Source organism: Kribbella sp. VKM Ac-2566 (assembly GCF_004366005.1).
GTDB lineage: Bacteria > Actinomycetota > Actinomycetes > Propionibacteriales > Kribbellaceae > Kribbella > Kribbella pratensis.
Window position 1 is genome coordinate 477,730 of sequence record NZ_SODT01000008.1, and the last position, 19,288, is coordinate 497,017.

General features: G+C 68.6%; 14 protein-coding genes. 11 read left to right on the forward strand and 3 right to left on the reverse strand.

Annotation, left to right across the window (positions count from 1 at the left end; translation table 11 throughout):
• Position 1: 1 nt before the first annotated feature.
• Together EV647_RS05250 and EV647_RS05255 are read right to left on the reverse strand one after the other, a co-directional pair.
• Positions 2-1,246 (reverse strand): class I SAM-dependent methyltransferase, encoded by a 1,245-nt coding sequence (locus tag EV647_RS05250; protein ID WP_133999200.1) that lies wholly within the window; start codon positions 1,244-1,246, stop codon positions 2-4.
• Positions 1,246-2,307: an NAD(P)-dependent oxidoreductase gene (locus EV647_RS05255; protein ID WP_133999203.1), complete on the reverse strand. Its 1,062-nt coding sequence runs from the start codon at positions 2,305-2,307 to the stop codon at positions 1,246-1,248. The genes EV647_RS05250 and EV647_RS05255 overlap by 1 nt, the downstream gene beginning before the upstream one ends.
• Positions 2,308-2,589: 282 nt before the next feature.
• Between EV647_RS05255 and EV647_RS05260 the strand changes: the two genes are divergently transcribed.
• The 11 genes from EV647_RS05260 (at position 2,590) to EV647_RS05310 (ending at position 18,638) form a co-directional block, all read left to right on the forward strand.
• Complete coding sequence (locus EV647_RS05260) at positions 2,590-3,912, forward strand: UDP-glucose/GDP-mannose dehydrogenase family protein (RefSeq protein ID WP_133999206.1); 1,323 nt, start codon at positions 2,590-2,592, stop codon at positions 3,910-3,912.
• On the forward strand, positions 3,909-5,147 hold the full coding sequence (locus tag EV647_RS05265) for a glycosyltransferase family 4 protein (RefSeq protein ID WP_202870835.1): 1,239 nt from the start codon (positions 3,909-3,911) through the stop codon (positions 5,145-5,147). Before EV647_RS05260 ends, EV647_RS05265 begins: the two co-directional genes overlap by 4 nt.
• A 2-nt stretch (positions 5,148-5,149) precedes the next feature.
• Positions 5,150-7,069 (forward strand): asparagine synthase (glutamine-hydrolyzing), encoded by a 1,920-nt coding sequence (asnB, locus tag EV647_RS05270; RefSeq protein WP_133999209.1) that lies wholly within the window; start codon positions 5,150-5,152, stop codon positions 7,067-7,069.
• Positions 7,070-7,096: 27 nt separating this feature from the next.
• Complete coding sequence (locus EV647_RS05275; protein ID WP_133999212.1) at positions 7,097-9,247, forward strand: bi-domain-containing oxidoreductase; 2,151 nt, start codon at positions 7,097-7,099, stop codon at positions 9,245-9,247.
• A complete protein-coding gene (locus tag EV647_RS05280; RefSeq protein WP_202876045.1) occupies positions 9,244-11,181 on the forward strand; it encodes an alginate lyase family protein in 1,938 nt (645 codons plus the stop codon). Before EV647_RS05275 ends, EV647_RS05280 begins: the two co-directional genes overlap by 4 nt.
• A 68-nt stretch (positions 11,182-11,249) precedes the next feature.
• Positions 11,250-12,500, forward strand: a complete 1,251-nt coding sequence (locus tag EV647_RS05285) for a Wzz/FepE/Etk N-terminal domain-containing protein (RefSeq protein ID WP_133999215.1) — start codon at positions 11,250-11,252, stop codon at positions 12,498-12,500.
• Positions 12,497-14,242: a Wzz/FepE/Etk N-terminal domain-containing protein gene (locus EV647_RS05290; RefSeq protein WP_133999218.1), complete on the forward strand. Its 1,746-nt coding sequence runs from the start codon at positions 12,497-12,499 to the stop codon at positions 14,240-14,242. The genes EV647_RS05285 and EV647_RS05290 overlap by 4 nt, the downstream gene beginning before the upstream one ends.
• On the forward strand, positions 14,239-15,459 hold the full coding sequence (locus tag EV647_RS05295) for an O-antigen ligase (RefSeq protein WP_133999221.1): 1,221 nt from the start codon (positions 14,239-14,241) through the stop codon (positions 15,457-15,459). Before EV647_RS05290 ends, EV647_RS05295 begins: the two co-directional genes overlap by 4 nt.
• On the forward strand, positions 15,456-16,664 hold the full coding sequence (locus EV647_RS05300) for a glycosyltransferase (RefSeq protein ID WP_133999224.1): 1,209 nt from the start codon (positions 15,456-15,458) through the stop codon (positions 16,662-16,664). Before EV647_RS05295 ends, EV647_RS05300 begins: the two co-directional genes overlap by 4 nt.
• Positions 16,661-18,280: a right-handed parallel beta-helix repeat-containing protein gene (locus EV647_RS05305; protein ID WP_133999227.1), complete on the forward strand. Its 1,620-nt coding sequence runs from the start codon at positions 16,661-16,663 to the stop codon at positions 18,278-18,280. The genes EV647_RS05300 and EV647_RS05305 overlap by 4 nt, the downstream gene beginning before the upstream one ends.
• A 4-nt stretch (positions 18,281-18,284) precedes the next feature.
• Complete coding sequence (locus EV647_RS05310; protein ID WP_133999230.1) at positions 18,285-18,638, forward strand: hypothetical protein; 354 nt, start codon at positions 18,285-18,287, stop codon at positions 18,636-18,638.
• Between the two features lie 42 nt (positions 18,639-18,680).
• On the opposite strand, the gene EV647_RS05315 is transcribed toward EV647_RS05310, so the two are convergent.
• Complete coding sequence (locus tag EV647_RS05315) at positions 18,681-19,196, reverse strand: RNA polymerase sigma factor (protein WP_166680224.1); 516 nt, start codon at positions 19,194-19,196, stop codon at positions 18,681-18,683.
• Between the last annotated feature and the right edge of the window lie 92 nt (positions 19,197-19,288).

Here is a 19,288-nt window from a genome sequence, read left to right on the forward strand (position 1 = left end):
TTCAGATCACTTCGAGGCGCGGGATGGGTACGACGAACTTCGCGCCCCACTCCCGTGCGTAGCCGAGCTGATGGACGATCTCCGCGCGCAGGTTCCACGGCAGGATCACGATGTAGTCGGGACGCGTCTCGGCCAGGCGCTCCGGGGCGTGGATCGGGATGTGCGTGCCGGGCAGGAACATCCCGTGCTTGTGCGGGCTGCGGTCGACCGTGTACGGCAGCAGGTCCTCGCGGATGCCGCAGTGGTTGAGCAGCGTGTTGCCCTTGCCGGGAGCGCCGTACCCGGCGACGAACTTGCCGTCGCGCTGTGCCTGGATCAGGAACTCGAGCAGATCGGACTTGATCTTGAACACCTCGGCCGCGAAGCCCAGGTGCCCCTCGACGCTGTGCAGGCCGGCGTCCTCCTCGTCCTGCAGCACCTTGCCGACCAGCTCGGTGGGCTCACCCGCAGTCTCGGTCGGCGTGCTGAAGACGCGGAGCGACCCGCCGTGGCTCTGCAGCTCCTGGACGTCGACAACTGTCAGGCCGGCCCTGTTGAGAGCGTCGGCCGCGGTCTTGAGAGTCAGGTACGAGTAGTGCTCGTGGTAGATCGTGTCGTACTGGCGGTTCTCGATCAGCCGGAGCAGGTGCGGGAACTCCAACGACACCAGGCCGTCGTCCTTCACCAGCGCGCGCAGGCCCTTGGCGAAGTCGACGATGTCCGGGACGTGGGCGAACACGTTGTTGCCGACGACAAGGTCCGCCTGGCCGTGCCGTTTGGCAGCGTCGGCCCCGGTCGCCTCGCCGAGGAAGTAGCTCTCGGTGCGGATGCCCTTCTCGTTCGCGATCTTCGCGATGTTCGCGGCCGGCTCGATCCCCAGCACCGGGATGCCTTCGGCAACGGCGTGCTGCAGCAGATAGCCGTCGTTGCTCGCGGCCTCGACGATCAGGCTGTTCTCGTTCAGCTGCAGCCGCTCCTGCATGTCGACGACGAAGCGGCGGGCGTGCTCCACCCAGCTGGTCGAGTACGACGAGAAGTACAGGTAGTCGCTGAAGACGTCGTCGGCGGCGACGTACGCCGGGAGCTGGACCAGCAGGCAGTTGTCGCAGATCCGCACGTTCAGCGGGTAGAACGTCTCACCGCTGTCGATCTGGTCGGCGCGCAGGAAGCTCTCGCACGGCGGCGACATGCCGAGGTCGACGAACGTCCGCGTCAACGGTTCGCCGCAGAGGCGGCAGGCGACCGAGTCCGTCTTTGGGTCCGTCATCAGTTCAGCTCCTTCGGCCCGGGGAACTGCTCGTCGGTCTGGCGGCGCAGCTGGTCGTCGACCAGGCCGGCGGCGAGGAGTTGCTGGATGCGGCGCAGCCGGACGAACTGCGCCGAGTTGAAGTCGTCGAGCGTGAGGCCGTGCCGCCGGTAGGCGTCGTACAGCTCGTCGACGCCCTTGCGGACCGTCCACTCGAGCCTCAGGTCGGGGAACGTGTCGTTCAGCTTGCTGAAGTCGACCTTGTAGTTGCGCAGGTCCGGGCCGGCGCCGTCGGCGATCGACAGGGTCGACCCCGGTACCGCCTCACGGACCATCTCGGCGATGTCGCGGACCTGCACCACGTCCTCGGAGCGGCCGACGTTGAACGCCTCGTCGTGGATCGTCTCCCGCGGCGACTCGAGCACCGTCAGGAACGCGCGGCTGATGTCCTCGATGTGCACCAGCGGCCGCCACGGGGTGCCGTCGCTCTCCAGGCGGACCTGGCCGGACGTCAGCGCGATCGCGGTCAGGTTGTTGACCACGATGTCGAGCCGCAGTCGCGTCGAGGCGCCGTACGCCGTCGCGTTCCGCAGGTACGTCGGGCTGAACGTGTCGTCGGCGAGCTTGGACAGCTCCTGCTCCGCCAGCGCCTTCGTCTCGCCGTACGGCGTGACCGGGAACATCTCCGCGTCCTCGGCGACCGCCTCCGACCCCGCGGCGCCGTACAGGCTGCAGGAGGACGCGAACAGGAACCGCCCGACACCGGCGTCCTTCGCCGCGCGGGCGAGGTTCAGTGTCCCTTCGAGGTTGACCGAGTACGTGGCGTCGCGGTTGAGGTGCCCGAGCGGATCGTTCGACAACGCGGCCAGACAGACCACCGCGTCGTACCCCGTCAGCTCCCCCGCCGTCACGTCCCGCATGTCCCGCGGCACGCGCGCCCCGATCGGCTCCGGCCCGTCCAAGAGGTCGCACCCCTCGTACAGCCCGGTGTCCAACCCGTCCACCTGATGCCCCGCAGCCCGCAGGAACGGCACCATCACCGCCCCGATATAACCGCGATCCCCGCTGACCAGAACCCTCATCCGGCGTCCCCTCACCCCAGCCCACACCCCAAGCACAGCCTCTGTCGCCCATACAGATCACCGTGAACCCACGGTGATACAGAGAATCTGCGGATCTTGTGATTGATCCCTGGATGCTCGCGGTTCCGCGACGCACGGTCCCACTCCCGTCGCTCGTCGTCCTGACCGCTTGGATTTCTCGGGGGAGATTTCCGCCGGGGTGTATCAGGGGGGTGGGGCGGGCGCTCTCATGGGCGCTGTGGGGACGTGGGGAGACCGCGTCATGAGCCTGTGGGGGGCGTTATGAAGGTTGCCGTATTCGGCTTGGGGTATGTGGGGTCGGTGACGGCGGCATGTCTGGCGGCTGCTGGGCATGAGGTGTGGGGCGTGGATGTCGACACTGCGAAGGTCGAGCCGATCGCCCAGGGTCACAGCCCGGTCGTCGAACCGGGACTGGACGATCTGGTCGCGGCGGGTGCCACGTCGGGACGGTTGCACGCGACAACCGATCCGCGGCTCGCGCTCGAGCGGGCCGATGTCTCGCTGATCTGTGTCGGCACACCGTCGACGCAGGCGGGCAGTACGGATCTGACCTACATCAAGCGCGCGGTGCGTGACATCGCCGAGGCGGCGCAGGTCGTCCTCCGGCCGGAGTCGGGTTTTCACAGCATCGTCATTCGCAGCACGGTCCCGCCGGGCACCGTCGACGAGGTGGTCGCCCAGGTGCTGGCCGAGATGCCGCCGCCGGACGGGCTCACGTTCGGTACGGCGATGTGCCCGGAGTTCCTGCGCGAGGGCTCCGGTCTCGCGGACTTCTACGAGCCGCCGTTCGTCGTGGTCGGCACCCGCAACCCGAAGGTCGGTACCGCTCTGACCGACCTGTTCGCGTTCCTCGGCAAGGACGTCCAGGTGGTCGACGTCCGTACGGCGGAAGCACTCAAGTACGCCTGCAACGCGTTCCACGCCACCAAGGTCTCGTTCGCGAACGAGATGGGGCGGATCTTCCGGCACTTCGACGTGGACTCGCGCGAGGTGATGAAGATCTTCGTCCAGGACACCAGCCTGAACATCTCGCCGTACTACCTGAAGCCAGGGTTCGCGTTCGGCGGCTCCTGCCTCCCGAAGGACCTGCGCAGCGTCCTGCACCTCGCACGGATCAACGACACCGAGCTCCCGCTGCTGGCCGGCACGCTCGCCACCAACGAGCGGAGCGTCCGCGACGTCGTCGACCGCGTGATCGCCGGCCCGGGCCGCGAGATCGCGCTGCTCGGCCTCAGCTTCAAGCACGCCACCGACGACCTGCGCGAGAGCCCCAACGTCGAGCTCGCCGAACGGCTGATCGGCAAGGGCTACAACCTGCGGATCTACGACGCGATCGTGAACCCGGGCCGCCTCGTCGGCGCGAACCTGCGACACGTCACATCCAAGCTCCCGCACCTGCAGCGGGTTCTCACCGACGACCCCGACGCGGCGCTGGCCGGCGCCGACGTGGCGATCGTCGCGGCGACCGACCGGCCCGCTGTGGAGGCGCTGCTCAGAACACCACCGGCGCGAACCATCGACCTGAGCGGCCGGCTCGGGGCCGATGTCGAGGCGCTGCACGGATACGAAGGAGTGGGCTGGTGAGCGGTCCGCGCGTCCTGATCATCATCCAGAACCTCTGGGTGCCGTTCGACCGCCGAGTCTGGCTGGAGTGCCAGGCGCTGGTGGCGGCCGGGTACGACGTCACGGTCGTCTGCCCGAAGGGTCCCGGCGATCCGTCGTACGAGGTCATCGACGGGGTGACCGTGCACAAGTACAACGCGTACGCGCCGGGCGGCAGCAAGGTCAGCTTCGTCTGGGAGTACGCCTACTCGTTCCTGGCCACGCTCCGGCTGGTCTTCCGGGCCCGCAAGGCCGGGAAGTTCAAGGTCCTGCAGGCCTGCAACCCGCCGGACATCTTCTGGCCGATCGCGATGCTGTTGCGCCGGCTGGACGGGACGAAGTTCGTCTTCGACCACCACGACCTGTGCCCGGAACTGTTCCAGTCCCGCTTCGGCGGCACGACCAGCCTTCCGTACAAGGGATTGCGCTTCCTCGAGCGGATGACGCACCGCAAGGCCGACCACGTGATCTCGACGAACGACTCGTACCGCCGGATCGCGATCACACGCAGCGGCAAGGCGAATCACGACGTGACCGTGGTCCGCACCGGGCCCGACCCGGACAAACTGCTCCGCGGCGCAGCGGACGAGTCGCTGCGCCGCGGTCACCGCTACCTGGTGACCTACATCGGCGTGATGGGCCCGCAGGACGGCGTCGACATCGTCGTGCGCGCTGCCGATCATATTGTCAACAATCTGCAGCGCACCGATATCGCCTTCACGCTGATGGGTGGCGGCGACTCGTTCGACGACGTGGTCGCGCTGCGGGACGAGCTCGGGCTGACCGAGTACGTCGAGTTCACCGGCCGGGTGCCGGACGAGACGGTCCTCGCGGTGATGTCGACCGCGGACCTCGGCCTGTCGCCGGATCCGAAGAATCCGCTGAACGACGTGTCGACAATGAACAAAACCATGGAGTACATGGCCTTCGAGCTCCCCGTCGTCGCCTTCGACCTGATCGAGACCAAGGTCTCCGCCGCGGACGCCGCGGTGTACGTCGAGCCGAACGACGTGGCGCAGTACGGCGACGCGATCGTCGCACTGCTCGACGACCAGGTACGCCGGCGCCGGATGGCGAAACTCGGCCGCGAACGCGTCGAGCAGGTGCTCGCGTGGAAGCACCAGCAGAAGGCGTACCTCGAGGTGTACGACCAGCTCACCGGACACGTCAGCCACCTCGGCACCGTGGCCGGTATCCGCAACGCGACGGGATCCTGACTGTGTGCGGCATCGCCGGCTGCTACCAGCAGCGCGACGGCTTCGCGCTCGCGGAGGCGATGAGCGACCGCATCGCCCATCGCGGCCCGGACGCCGATCGGCTGTACGCGTTCGACGAGGGCGACGTCCGTGCCTACCTGGCACATCGCAGATTGTCGATCATCGACCTGTCGTCGGCCGCGGACCAGCCGTTCAGCAAGCGCGGTCTGACGATCTGCTACAACGGCGAGCTCTACAACTACAAGGAACTCCGGGCCGAGCTCTCCAAGTCGGGGGTGCATTTCCGGACCAACGGCGACACCGAGGTGGTGCTGGAGGCCTGGCGTCGCTGGGGCCCGGACGCGCTCAAACGTTTCCGCGGCATGTTCGCGTTCGCGATGCTGGACGAGGACAGCGGCAGCATGTATCTCGCCCGCGACCCACTCGGTATCAAGCCGCTGTACTTCCTCCGCCGTGAGGGCGGCGTGATCTTCGCGTCCGAGCTGAAGGCCCTCGTCGCCGCGGTCGGCACCGAGCTGCGCACCGAACCGGGCGCACTGATCGCGTCCATGCTGTATTACTGGCTGCCCGAACAGCGCTGCGCGATCGACGGCGTCGACAAGCTGCCGCCGGGTTCGTGGGCGGAGTTCCGGCCGGACGGCAGCAGCCGGCACGAGACGTACTGGCGGGTGACCGACGTCGCCACGGAGGCCGCTGCCGGTCCCCGCGCCGACCTGCGGCAGGTCATCGAGGAGTCCGTTGCCGCGCACCTCGTGGCCGACGTGCCGGTGTCGACGTTCCTGAGCGGCGGCCTCGACTCCAGCCTCGTCACCGTGCTGGCGAAGCAGATGGATCCCGGTGTCGACTCGTACACGATCACCTTCCGCGCCGAGGACCAGAAGCTCGAGGCCATGCCGGACGACGCGGTCTACGCGCGGAAGGTGGCCCGCCAGTTCGGGATCGACCTGCACGAGATCGAGATCGCACCCGATGTCGTCGAGCTACTTCCGCGGATTGTCGACATTCTGGACGAGCCGATCGGCGACCCGGCCGCGATCAACACGCTGCTGATGTGCGACACCGCACGCGACGCGGGCGTGAAGGTGCTGCTGTCCGGAATGGGCGCCGACGAGCTGTTCGGCGGGTACCGCAAGCACCTCGCGTGCGTGATGGGAGCGCAGTACCAGCGGCTCCCCGGCGTACTGCGGAACGGTGTGATCGGCCCGGCGGTACGGCGGCTCCCGGTGACCGCGAACGGTCGCGGACTGCGGTACGCGCGCTGGGCAAAGCGGTTCGAGACGTTCTCGAACCTGCCGGAGGAAGAGGCGTTCCGGCGCAGCTACACGATGTACGACGCCGACCAGCTCGCCGGCCTCATCAGCCCCGACCTGGACCCGTACGTCGGGAAGCTGCTCGCCGAGCACAGCGACATCTACCACGACACGACTCTCACTGATCACGTCAACCGGATGTGCCTCGCGGACTCGCGGATGTTCCTGCCGGGACTGAACCTCGCGTACACGGACCGGTCCAGCATGGCGGCGTCGACCGAGGTACGGACCCCGTTCGTGGACCCGGTCGTCGCGCGGGCGGCGTTCTCGATCCCGGGCAGCGAGAAGATCCACCGCCGGGTCAGCAAGCTGGCGTTGAAGAAGGCGGCCGAGGCCTGGCTGCCGAAGGAGATCATCTACCGGCCGAAGGCGTCGTTCAGTGCGCCGCTGCGGGCGTGGGTGCGGAACGACCTGCGCGAACTGGTGGACGACGTACTGCTGCGCGGGGAGCTGGTCGGGAGCGGGTTCCTGCGGCAGGCCGCCGTACAGAAGCTGGTCGACGACGAGCGGGCCGGGCGCGAGGACTACTCCAAGCAGATCTGGCAGTTGCTGACCCTGGAGACCTGGACGCGGCACATGCGGTCAATGGGCGTCACCATCACCTCACTCTGAAGACTCTTCTCTTTCTGAAGGACTGGCATGAAACAGGTTGCGCAGAACTACAAGTCCGGCGAGCTGGCGGTTCTCGACGTACCGCCGCCGGCCTGTGCGCCGGGTGGCGTGCTGGTTCGTTCGCTCTATTCACTGATCTCCACCGGGACCGAGCTGATGAAGGTCGGCGAGGCGAAGCTGTCCCTGGTCGGCAAAGCGAAGGCCCGGCCGGACCAGGTGCGGAAGGTGCTGGACTCCGTTGCCCAGCAGGGCGCGCTCAACACCTACAAGAAGGTGATGAACAAGCTCGACTCGTACACGCCGCTCGGGTACTCGCTGTGTGGTGTGGTGGTCGAGGTCGGCGCCGGCGCCGAGGAGTTCAGTGTCGGACAGCTGGTCGCCGCGGCGGGGAACGAGTTCGCGCTGCATGCGGAGTACAACTGGGTGCCGTTGAACCTGTGCGTGCCGGTGCCCGACGGCGTGCCGCCGGAGCAGGCGGCGTTCTCCACCGTCGGTGCGATCGCGATGCAGGGCGTGCGGCAGGCAGAGGTCCAGCTCGGGGACACAGCTGTGGTGATCGGGCTCGGGCTTGTCGGGCAGCTGGTTGTGCGGCTGCTTGTTGCCGCTGGGGTCCGGGTGTTCGGGATCGACACGGTCGAAGACCGGTGCCGGATGGCCGAGAAGGCGGGGGCGCTGCACTGCTCGTCGCCCGACGAGGCAGGGGTAGCGACGCTCGAGCGAGCGCTGCTGGAGGCGTCGAACGGTCTCGGCGCCGACCGCATCCTGCTGGCCGCCGGCGGTCACTCGAACGGTCCGGTCGAGACGGCCGCTCGCCTGGCCCGCGACCGCGCCCGTGTCGTCGACATCGGCAAGACGAGACTCGACCTGCCCTGGAACGCGTACTACGACAAGGAGCTGGACGTCCGGTTCTCCCGTTCCTACGGTCCTGGCCGGTACGACGACCGCTACGAGCTCCAGGGCATCGACTACCCGGCCGGCTACGTCCGCTGGACCGAACGCCGCAACCTCGAGTGCTTCGTCGACCTGATCGCCCGCGAACAGATCGACATCGGTTCGCTGATCGCCAGCACCTTCCCGATCGCGGACGCCACGGAGGTCTACCAGAAGCTCAGCAGCGGCGCCTATCCAGGCGTCGGCTTCCTGTTCGAGTACCCCGACGTACCTCAGGCAGCTGCACCGACGGCGACGACAACCGCGGCACGTCCTGCCGCACCCACGAGTGGTGGCGTGCGGATGGGGTTCATCGGGGCCGGGAACTACGCGTCGAGCATGTTGCTGCCGCATCTGCAGAAGGACGGGCGGGCCGTGCTGGCGCGGGTGGCCACCAACAAGTCGTTGTCGGCGGCCAATGCCCAGCGGCGGTTCGGATTCGAGGCGGTTTCCACGACCGCGGACGAGGTCCTGGAAGACGCCAGTCTGGATGCCGTGTTCGTGGTGACCCGGCACAGCTCGCACGCGGAGCTTGCCTGCCGGGCGCTGGAGAGCGGGAAGGCCGTCTTCGTCGAGAAGCCGCTGGCGCTGACCGACGAGGAGCTGGACCGGATAGTCGCCACGGTGCAGGCGACCGGCAACGATCGGCTGATGGTCGGGTTCAACCGCCGGTTCGCGCCGTTGCTGACCGATCTCAAGGACCGCTTCGGCAACCCGGGCGGCAGCTTCTCGCTGCGCTACCTGGTGAACGCCGGCAAGCTCGACTCCACCAGCTGGTACCTCGACGCCGGCAAGGAAGGCACCCGGTTCGCCGGTGAAGGCGGCCACTTCATCGACACGCTGACCTGGTGGCTGAACAGTCTCCCGACCGAGGTGTACGCCGTACCCGGACCGGACACCGGCGACCTCGTCGTCACGCTCCGGTTCGCGAATGGTTCCGTCGGCACGATCAGCTACGTCGGTGGCGGCAACGCGCGCTTCCCGAAGGAAACGATCGACATCACCGGCGCCGGCCGCAACGCCCGCTTCGACAACTTCCAGAGCGCCTCGCTGTGGACCGGACGCAAACCGTCCACCCGCAAGTCCCGCAGTACCGACAAGGGCCAGCGCACCGAACTCGAACGCTTCGTCGCCGCCGTGCAGTCCGGTGGCCCGATGCCGATCCCGTTCGACGCGCTGGTCGCCACCACCCGCGCGACGATCGCCGTCGACCGCAGTCTCGCAAGTGGCAAACCGGAGCACGTGTGAGCCGCCAGCCTCTGGGCTGGTACGTCCGCCGCCTCCGCCGGATGTCCCCCACCGAAATCATCTGGCGAACCCGCGATGCCGGACGCCGTACTGCCTGGGCCTACCAGCACGTCAGGCCCGGGCAGGACGCGGCGATCCACCTCCCGCTCCGCAAGGACCTGACCTTCGGTACGACGCTGCCGCCGAGAACCGCGAGCGCCGTACCGGACGACGCCCGGAAGGCGGTGATCGAGACCGCCGACGCCGTCCTGGCCGGGAACCTCGAGGTCCTCGGCGTCGAGCGCACCGACCTCCGCGCACCGGACTGGTTCCGCGACCCGGTCACGGGCCGCCGGTCCGACCCGGCGCAGTACGTCTTCAAGCTGAACCACCGCAACGAAGCAGCGGTCGGCAACATCAAGCAGGTGTGGGAGCTGTCCCGTCACCACCACCTCACCCAGCTGGCCGCGGCCTGGTACCTGACCCACGACGACCGGTACGCCGAACGCGTCGCCGACCACCTCAACGACTGGTGGCGGTCGAACCCGTTCCTGTCCGGCGTGCACTGGGCGAGCGGCATCGAGCTCGGCCTGCGCCTGATCAGCTGGACCTGGATCCGCCGGCTGCTGAACGACTGGCCCGAGATCACGGACCTGTTCGAGCACAACGAGTCGGCGCTCCAGCAGATCTACTGGCACCAGCGCTATCTCGCCGCGTTCCGCAGCCACGGCTCCTCGGCCAACAACCACGTGATCGCAGAAGCGGCCGGCCAACTCGTCGGCGCCTGCGCGTTCCCCTGGTTCACCAAGAGCGCCCGCTGGCGTGCTGATGCCGCAGCGCTGCTGGAGAAGGAACTCGACGCCAACACGTTCCCGTCCGGCGTCAACCGCGAGCTGGCCACCGACTACCACCGCTTCGTCTCCGAGCTCGGTCTGTACGCCGCCCTGGAGGCCGACCTCGCGGGCCATCCGCTCAGCCCGCAGACCTGGGCCCTGCTGACCCGCACCGTCGATGTGGCCGCAGCGATCGTCGACACGACCCTGCGGCCACCACGCCAAGGTGACGACGACGAAGGCATGGCGCTGGTCCTCGACCCACCAGACATCAGCAACTGGTCGGCGTACCTCTCCCTCGGCGCTGCCGTGGTCGGCGCCGCGCCCTGGTGGCCGGACAGCCCTCCAACAGCGACCTCGGTCATCGTCGGCTCGCTGGTCAACGCCCAGCAACCAGACCGGCCTGCCGAACGACCGGACCACTTCCGGGACGCCGGTCTGACCATCCTGAGGAGCCGGGACACCGGCCGGGAGATCTGGTGCCGTGCGGACGCCGGTCCGCACGGTTTCCTCTCCATCGCCGCCCACGCCCACTCCGACGCGCTCTCGCTCGAGGTGCGCGTCGACGGCGTCGACATCCTCGCCGACCCGGGGACGTACTGCTATCACGGTGAGGAGGAGTGGCGGGACTACTTCCGCTCCACGATCGCCCACAACACTGTCGAGGTAGCGGGTACCGAGCAGTCCACCTGGGGCGGCCCGTTCCTCTGGCTGCGCGGCGCGACCGGCACGGTACGCCGGCACGACGAGAACAGCTGGGATGCCGAACACGACGGCTACGCCCCCGTGACGCATCGACGGACCGCCGTACTGGACCACGGCGTGCTGTGCGTGGAGGACCACCTCGACGCCGCAACCGACGTACGGGTCGCCTGGCATCTGGGACCTGAGGTGTCGGCGGAGCTGGACGGCACGACCGGACGCCTGGAATGGTCCACCGGCTCAGCGGTCGTCGAACTGCCACCAGGACTGTCCTGGACAGTGCACCGCGGTGAGACCGACCCGATCCTCGGCTGGTACTCCGGGCGTTTCGGCCACAAGGTGCCCTCGGCGACCCTGCTCGGCAGCGGCCGATCGGAGGCGCCGACCCCGATGGTGACCAGATTCCGGCTGTCTACCTGAACCCGTGTATCACGGCGGACGCTCGCCGCTCCTTTGTACGGAGAGCGCCTGCGGCTGAGGAGGTACCCGTGAGCACGCAAGAACTCGACGTCAAGAAGGCGTTTCGGGCGATCCTGCGGCATCGGCGGCTCGTCGGCGCCGTGGCGGCCGTCGGACTGCTCGGCGGGATCGGCGCAGGTCTGCTGATCCCCCCGCAGTACTCGGCCTCGTCGCTGGTGCTGCTGCCGGCACCACCGAAAGTGGAGGGCCAGGCGGCATCGAGCGAGCAGAACATCGACACCCAGGTCTTCATCGCGAGCAGCGAACCTGTCCTCAAGAGCGCCGGCCAGAACGTCAGTCCGGTCCTCGGCGTCGAAGAGGTCAAGAAGCGCATCAAGGTGCAGTCCGCGACCGCCGACGTGATCCAGATCAAGAGCCGGGGCGTCAGCCGGCGGCAGGCGACCAGTCTGGCGAACGCGGTCGCCGACGTCTACCTGGTGTTCGTCACGACGGAACAGAAGCTGCCCGGTGATCTGGGCAAGAAGACCGGCGCAAGGGTCCTGGAGCGGGCGACGACGGCCAGCGGCGGAGGGCTGGCCCCGCACCTCGCTCTCTACGGACTCCTCGGTCTGGTCGGCGGCGCACTTCTCGGTGCGGTCGCGGCTTTGGTCATCGCCCGCAGCGACCGGCGGCTCCGGCTGCGGGACGAGATCGCCGACGCGATCGGCCTCCCGGTCCTCGCGTCGGTCTCGTCGTACCGGGCGAAAGGCGTCTCCGACTGGAGCAACCTGCTCGACCGGTACACGCCCCCGGCCGTCGACGCGTGGAGTCTTCGCAAGACGCTGCACCACCTCGGCCTGGACCCGAAGGAGAACACTTCGACCTCGCTGACGGTGATCTCGTTCACCGAGGACGAGGCCGCGCTCCCCTTCGGGCCGCAACTGGCCGCGTACGCCAAGTCGATCGGGATCGCCACCTCGCTGGTCGTCGGCAACTACCACGAAGCGCCCGCCGTCGTGCCGGGGACCGTCGTGGGATCCGGCAACCGGGTCCAGCTGGACATCCTGGTCGTCGTCGTGGACCGCGACGAACCGCAACTGAACGGCGTGCTCGGCACCTCCACGACTGTGGTCGCGGTGGCCGCGGGCGCTGTGACCGCCGAGGAACTCGCCCGGCTCGCGGTCGCCGCCGACGACGCCGACCGCACCATCGACGGCATCATCGTGACGGATCCCGATCCGTCCGACCGCACCATCGGGCGGGTGCCGCGCTCCATGCGGCGGTCCGGCGCCAGCCTCCCGACCCTGCTCAGCGGTGCGGCCCGGAGGAGAGCCCGATGAGCGAACAATGGAAGGCCGAGCAGCCAGGCCCCGAGACCGTCTGGTCGGACGACGACGAGCTGTACGGCATCGACGAACGCACCGACAGCTATCCACCGGACGGGCTCGTCACCCTCCGCTTCCTCAAGGACGCCGTCCGCCGGCACGCCCGGCTGTGGATCGCCGTCGCGATCCTCGGCCTCGCCCTCGGTACGGCGGTCCCCTTCGTCATGCCGCCCGCGAGCCAATCGTCGGCCAAGCTGCTCCTGACCCACCGCGAGGGCGACAACCTCGAGACTGCGATGGCAACCGACGCCAGCCTGGTGACCACCCGGGCCGTGGCGCAGGTAGCCATCCAGAAGCTCGGCCTCGCCGACACGCCCGACCAGCTGCTGAAGCGGTACTCCGCGACGGCCCTGACCGGCCGTGTCCTCGAGATCGACGCCAAGGCACCGACGAGCGCCGAGGCGACTGCTCTCGCCGACACCATCGCCAGCGCCTACCTGGTGTTCCGCAACCAGCAGATCGCCGAGCAGGCGGCGCCTCTGCAAGCCGATCTCGCGGCGGCTGCCACCGCGGTGAAGCGTGCCGAGGCGGCGGTCCGGGCAGCGGGCGGCGACCCCAGCGACGCGTCCGCACCCACCACCACACTGACGGCCAGGCTCGGCCAGGCGCGGGAGAATCAGCGCTACATCGAGCAGCAACTCCTCGACCAGCAGGTGTCTGCCGCACGGATGACCAGCAGCCGCGTCCTCGACCAAGCCTCGCCGGTCCGGGTGTCGCGGCGGCACACGCAGATCGTCGCGACCGGCTCCGGACTCATGGTGGGTCTGTTCCTCGGGATCGGGTTCATCGTCGTCCGGGCGATGATCTCGGACCGGCTCTGGCGGCGGCAGGACGTTGCCCAGGCACTCGGTGTACCGATCCGGTTGAGCATCGGACGCCCGCGGCTCCGCCGCCGGCCGACCATCCGCCGGCTCCGCGCACCGGAGCCCGACCTCGGACCAGTCGTGCGGCACCTGGGCTGGACCGTCACGGGCGAGGACGGGCTAGCACCGGCCCTCGCCGTCGTGAGCATCGACACGACGAAGGACTGTGCACGCCTGGTCGCCCTGCTCGCGCGGTCCTTCGCCGAACACGGACAGCGGGTTCTGGTGGCGGATCTGACCGACACCGGTGACCTCGCGGCCAGATTCGGCATCAAGAAGCCGGGCACGTTCGAGGCACCGGTAACGGACGCCGACCTACCGGTCAACGTCCATCGCCCGGCGTCGGGCACCGGCGCCCTCGAAGGTCTTCGCCTGCACGAGGAAGCGGACGGGGACACCGACGAGGAGAAGGCTCTGCGCGCGGTCTGGGCCGCCGCCGACGTCGTACTGGTCCACGCGACCCTCTCCCCCGCGCTGGGCGCCGACTACCTCAGGGCCTGGGCCTCCCGGGCGGCGCTCGTGGCGACCGCGGGCCGGTCCAACGCGACGACCCTGCACGCCACCGGCGAGATGATCCGGCTCGCCGGCCTCCACGTCGAAACCGCCGTACTGCTGCGCGCCGACCGCACCGACGACAGCCTCGGGCAGTGGGAGACGGAGACCGAGCACGCCGAGCAGACCAAGTCGACCGAACACGCCAAGCAGACCGGGCAGACCGGGCAGACCGGGCAGACCGGGCAGAACGGGCAGAACGGGCAGAACGAGGAGCGCACTCAGGTCGGAGCGGCCGGGCAGGCTGCGGCCGGGTCCGGTTTCGGAGTGGTCGCCCCATGACCGCTCCGCCGCTCCTCGGCACCGCGCCGGCCGTCCGGTCGGTGCCAGGGCCGCGGACGGTCCGGCGCCGGATCTACACCTGCTGGGGGCTGCTGGTCCTCAACGTCATCCCGTTCTATCCCGGCGCGGGGCACCTGCTGCCCATCCCGGGGATCATCGGCAAGCTGATCACCCAGGGATCCCTCGGCGTGGCCCTGATCCTTGCCATGAGCATCAACCGCCGGGGATCGATCCGCCGGAGCACCTTCATCCTGCTGGTGACCGTTATGGCCGGGGTCGCCGTGATGGACAGCCTGCGGAGCGAGTTCATCTTCGGCAGCCTCTACCGGGTCTGCCGCCTGATCGCGTTCCTGCTGACCCTGTTGCTGCTGACCCCCTGGTGGGGCCGGCGTGATCTGCTCCTCGTCAAGGCACATCTGACCATCGTCGGGATCGTCCTGGGCTCCGTTCTGGTCGGGTACGTCGTCGCACCGGGCGTCGCGATGGGGACCGAAGGCCGCCTGGGCGGCGCCATCTGGCCGATCCCCCCGACGCAGGTCGGCCGGTACGCCGCGACCGCGATCGGGCTGACCGCGATCCTCTGGATGTCCGGCACGATCCAGCGGAGGACGGCCTTGATCACCGCGACGGTCGCCCTGCCGATCCTGTTGCTCAGCCACACCCGCACGGCGCTGGTGTCGATGGCGGCCGGCCTCCTGATCGCCGGGCTCAGCCTCTTCCGCACCCGGGCCCGCGTCCGCCGGGCGTTCGCCACCGGAACGGTCATCGTCTCGATCGGCGCACTCAGCCTGTCCTCGGTGCTGACCACCTGGATCGCCCGCGGTCAGGACACCTCGCAACTGTCGAACCTGACCGGGCGCACCGTGGTCTGGGACCAGGTCCTGTCCAAGCCGCGGGGGTGGTTCGAGCTGTTGTTCGGCATTGGACTGACCAACAAATCGTTCAACGGCCTGGCGATCGACAGCAACTGGATCTCCACCTACTACGAGCTCGGGCTGGTCGGTGTGGCGATCAACATCGCGATGCTCCTGTTCCTGCTGATCACCGCCTCGTTCCGCCCGCACGGCGTCCACCGGGCGCTCGCGCTGTACCTGGTCGGCTACGCCATCGTCTCCAGCTTCACCGAGACCGGTCTCGGCGACGCGTCGCTCGCCCTGCTCGAACTCGCCCTCGCCGCATCTCTGCTCCTGCCGACCCTCAACAGAGGCCCGCGATGAGAATCCTCGTTCTGCACAACCGCTATCGCTCGGCGGCTCCCAGCGGGGAGAACCGGGTCGTCGACCAGGAGAGTCACGCCCTCCGGTCCCTCGGACACGAGGTGGAACACTTCGAACGGCGCAGCGACGACATCGAGAGCTGGTCGCCGCTGCAGAAGGCCGCCCTGCCGGCGACCGTGGTCTGGAGCCGCAGCTCGCACCGGGACCTGAGCGCGGTACTGCGACGGTTCGAGCCTGACGTGGTACATGTTCACAACACTTTTCCTTTGCTCAGTTCCTCCGTGCTGTACGCGTGCCGTGACGCCGGCGTACCGGTGGTCGCGACCCTGCACAACTACCGGCTGGTCTGTGCGACCGGCGACTTCTTCCGGGACGGCAAGATCTGCCTGGAGTGCGCCGACGGCAGCTCCACGGCCGCCATCCGGCACCGCTGTTACCGCGGCTCGGTACTGGCGACCGCGCCCGTTGTCGTCGCCGGGCGCGTGCACCGGAACGCATGGCGCTCGCTGGTCTCGGCGTACGTCCTGCCGACTGCTTCCCAGATCCCGTTGCTGGCCGCAATGGACTTCGATCCGGAGCGCGTCTTCGTCAAACCGAACCTCGTGCCGTACGACGGACCTGTGTCGGGACCTGCATCACGCGAGCACCAGGTGGCCTACGTCGGCCGCCTCGACGAGGCCAAGGGCCTGCCGTTCCTGATGCGCACCTGGGACGAGTACCGCTCGACGGCGGGCGATCAGGGGCTGCGGCTGGTCATCGCCGGCGGCGGAGCGCTGGAAGCAGAGGTCTCACGCTGGGCGGAGCGGCATCCGTCGGTCGAGGTGACCGGAATGCTGAGCAAACAGGAGTGTTTCGAGCTCATCGCCCGCTCGCGCGCCGTCCTGCTGCCCTCACAGGTCCAGGAGACGTTCGGGCTGGTGCTCGTGGAGGCGATGGCCGCCGGGGTCCCCTCGATCGCGGCCGCTCACGGCTCGTTCCCCGAACTGATCACCGACGGCATGGACGGCTCGCTGTTCCGGCCCGGTGACGCCGCCGAACTGCTGACCGCACTCCAGGACGTCGACCGGTCTCCGGAGCGGTACGAGAAGTACGGGCTGCAGGCAAGGGCGACGTACGAGAACCGGTTCCATCCCACCCAGAACATCGGGCACCTGCTCGAGATCTACCGGTACGCAGTGGAGCACCCCGCTGTGCGACGCCGATGAACACCCGCCGCCTGCTGGCCGGCTCCGGGGCTCTGTTGCTGGTCGCCGGCCTGGTCACCGCCGGGTTCGTCGCCAGGAACCGCGCCGCGGTGACCCAGGCCTCGGTCGGCGTCTCCGTCCCCGGAGCACCACCCGCCGCGGCGCCGGGGCCGTCGGCGGCCGCGCCCGCACCGGCATCTCCGCCGGCCCGGATCTGCGACAACCCGACCATCCTGGCCGGTCCCGCGCGACCACCCAGTGGCGCCGTCGTCGTGCAGCGAACGCAGAACCTGATTGCGCTGACCGAGGACAGGCCCGCCGGTACGACGTTCTGGCTCGTCCCGGGAGTGCACACCCTGGGCACCGGCCAGTACGACCAGGTGACGCCGAAGGCCGGCAACACGTACGTCGGCGCGCCGGGAGCGATCATCGACGGGCAGCACCTGAACCTGTACGCGTTCAGCGGGCCGGCGGGCGGCGTCGTCATCCGGAACCTCACCATCCAGAACTTCGGGCGCCACGGTTCCAACAACGACGAAGGCGTGGTGAACCACGAGACCACGGCGAGCTGGACGCTGCTCGGGAACACGATCCGGGACAACGCCGGGAACGCGGTCATGGTCGGCACCCGCAACCTGTTGCGCCACAACTGCCTGGCGCACAACGGGCAGAGCGGCTTCGGCACCTACAGCGCCATCGCGGGCGTTTCGAACATCACGCTCGACAGCAACGAGATCACCGGCAACAACACCGACGACTGGGAGCACCTCAGGCCGGGGTGCGGGTGCACGGCCGGCGGGAAGTTCTGGGAGGTCACCGGAGCGGTCGTGCGGAACAACTGGGTCCACGACAACAAGGGCGCCGGTCTGTGGGCCGACACGAACAACGCGGGATTCCTCTTCGAGGGCAACTACATCGAAGGCAACGACGCCGAGGGCCTGATCTACGAGATCAGCTACAACGCGGTCATCCGGAGCAACACGTTCGTCGGCAACGGCCACGTCGAGGGTCCGGCCAACGGCAACTTCCCGACCGGCGCCGTCTACATCTCGGAGTCGGGCAGCGACCGGCGGGTCCGAGCCGGCTCCGGCAAGACCTTCGAGATCAGCGACAACGTCTTCAAGGACAACTGGTCGGGCGTCGTGCTGTGGGAGAACTCCGACCGGTTCTCGGGATCACCGGCGGAGGGCAGCCAGGCCGACACCCTGGTCAATCCTCAGCTGGTCACCGCCAAGACCTGCACCCAGCGCAACATCAAGAAGCAGCCCTACTTCGACGACTGCCGGTGGAAGACGCAGAACGTCCACGTGCACAACAATCTCTTCAGCCTCGACCCGAGCCGGCTTCCGGCGACCTGCAGCTCGCAGACCGGCTGCGGCTACAACGGTCTGTTCGCGAACTTCGGGACCTCCCCCGCCTGGTCGCCGTACAAGGGCACCGCGATCGAGGAGGCCGTCGCACTGCAGCAGAACAACAAGTTCTCCTCGAACATCTACTCCGGTCCGTGGAGCTTCGTCGTTCCAGCGCAAGGTGCCCGGGCGAACTGGGCCACCTGGCAGGGCGCGCCCTACAACCAGGACACGGACAGCCTGATCAAGCTGCCGGCTCCCGCGAGCGGCTCGACCGGGGAGCGCTGAAGCGATGATCGGGCCTCCTGAACGGGCCGCGTGTGAGCAGATCGCGCTGCTCCGGTCGGTCGGGTACGCCGCGTTCGGCCGGCACGAACACGGCCTCGACGTGCTCGACCTGGTCTTCGACAGCCTCATCGACCAGCCCGGAGACGACGTACGACGGCTGCGCTTCGCCGGGCACGGGGTGACGCTGGACGTGGAACGCACGACGCTGACCGTGGAACTACGGGTCTTCCCGGCCGGTCCGGTCGTGGTCGAGGCGCGCGGTAGCGACGGGCCTGGCAACGCGCAACTGGTGAGCTTCCTACTGCGGTGGCCCGGTAGCGCACAACGGCCGGTCCGGACCGCCTGGATCATGCTCTGACCAGAGCACGATCGGTGGCGGCCCGGACCGGGGCCTGCTGCCTCAGGAGGCAAGCAGCAGTCTGAGTTTCTCCAGGCAACGGCCGCGGATCGGGCCGATGCTGCCGATCGGGATCCCGATCGTCGCGGAGATCTCGGCGTACGGCGCCGGCGGGTCGGACATCAGCATGCCGAGCAGCTGCTGCCAGCGGTCCGGCAGCTTCTCGAGTGCCCGCCGTACGTCGTCCGCCCGTTCGCCGGCGATCAGGTCGGAGTCCAGCTCCGGCTGGTCGCCGGCCACGTCCTCGAACGCCGTTGCTTCGTAGGTCAGCAGCACGCGCTTGCGGAACGCCAGTACCCGCAGGCATTCCCGGCGCGTGGTGACGACCAGCCAGGCGCCGACCCGTTCGGGATCGACGCGATTGATGTGCTCGAGCAACCGCAGCCAGACCACCTGCGAGACGTCAGCGGCGTCGCTGTCGCCCAGCCGGAAGCTGCGGGTGACGGCCCAGACGAGCCGCGCATAATGATCGACCAGCTGACTCCAGGCACCCTGGTCCCCCGCCGCGGCCCCGACCACCAGGGTCGCTGCCTCGGATCGGGCAACGGCCGATCTTTCCAGTACTACAGTCACGGATTCCCCCCTCGGGAACACAACACCGCTCAACACCA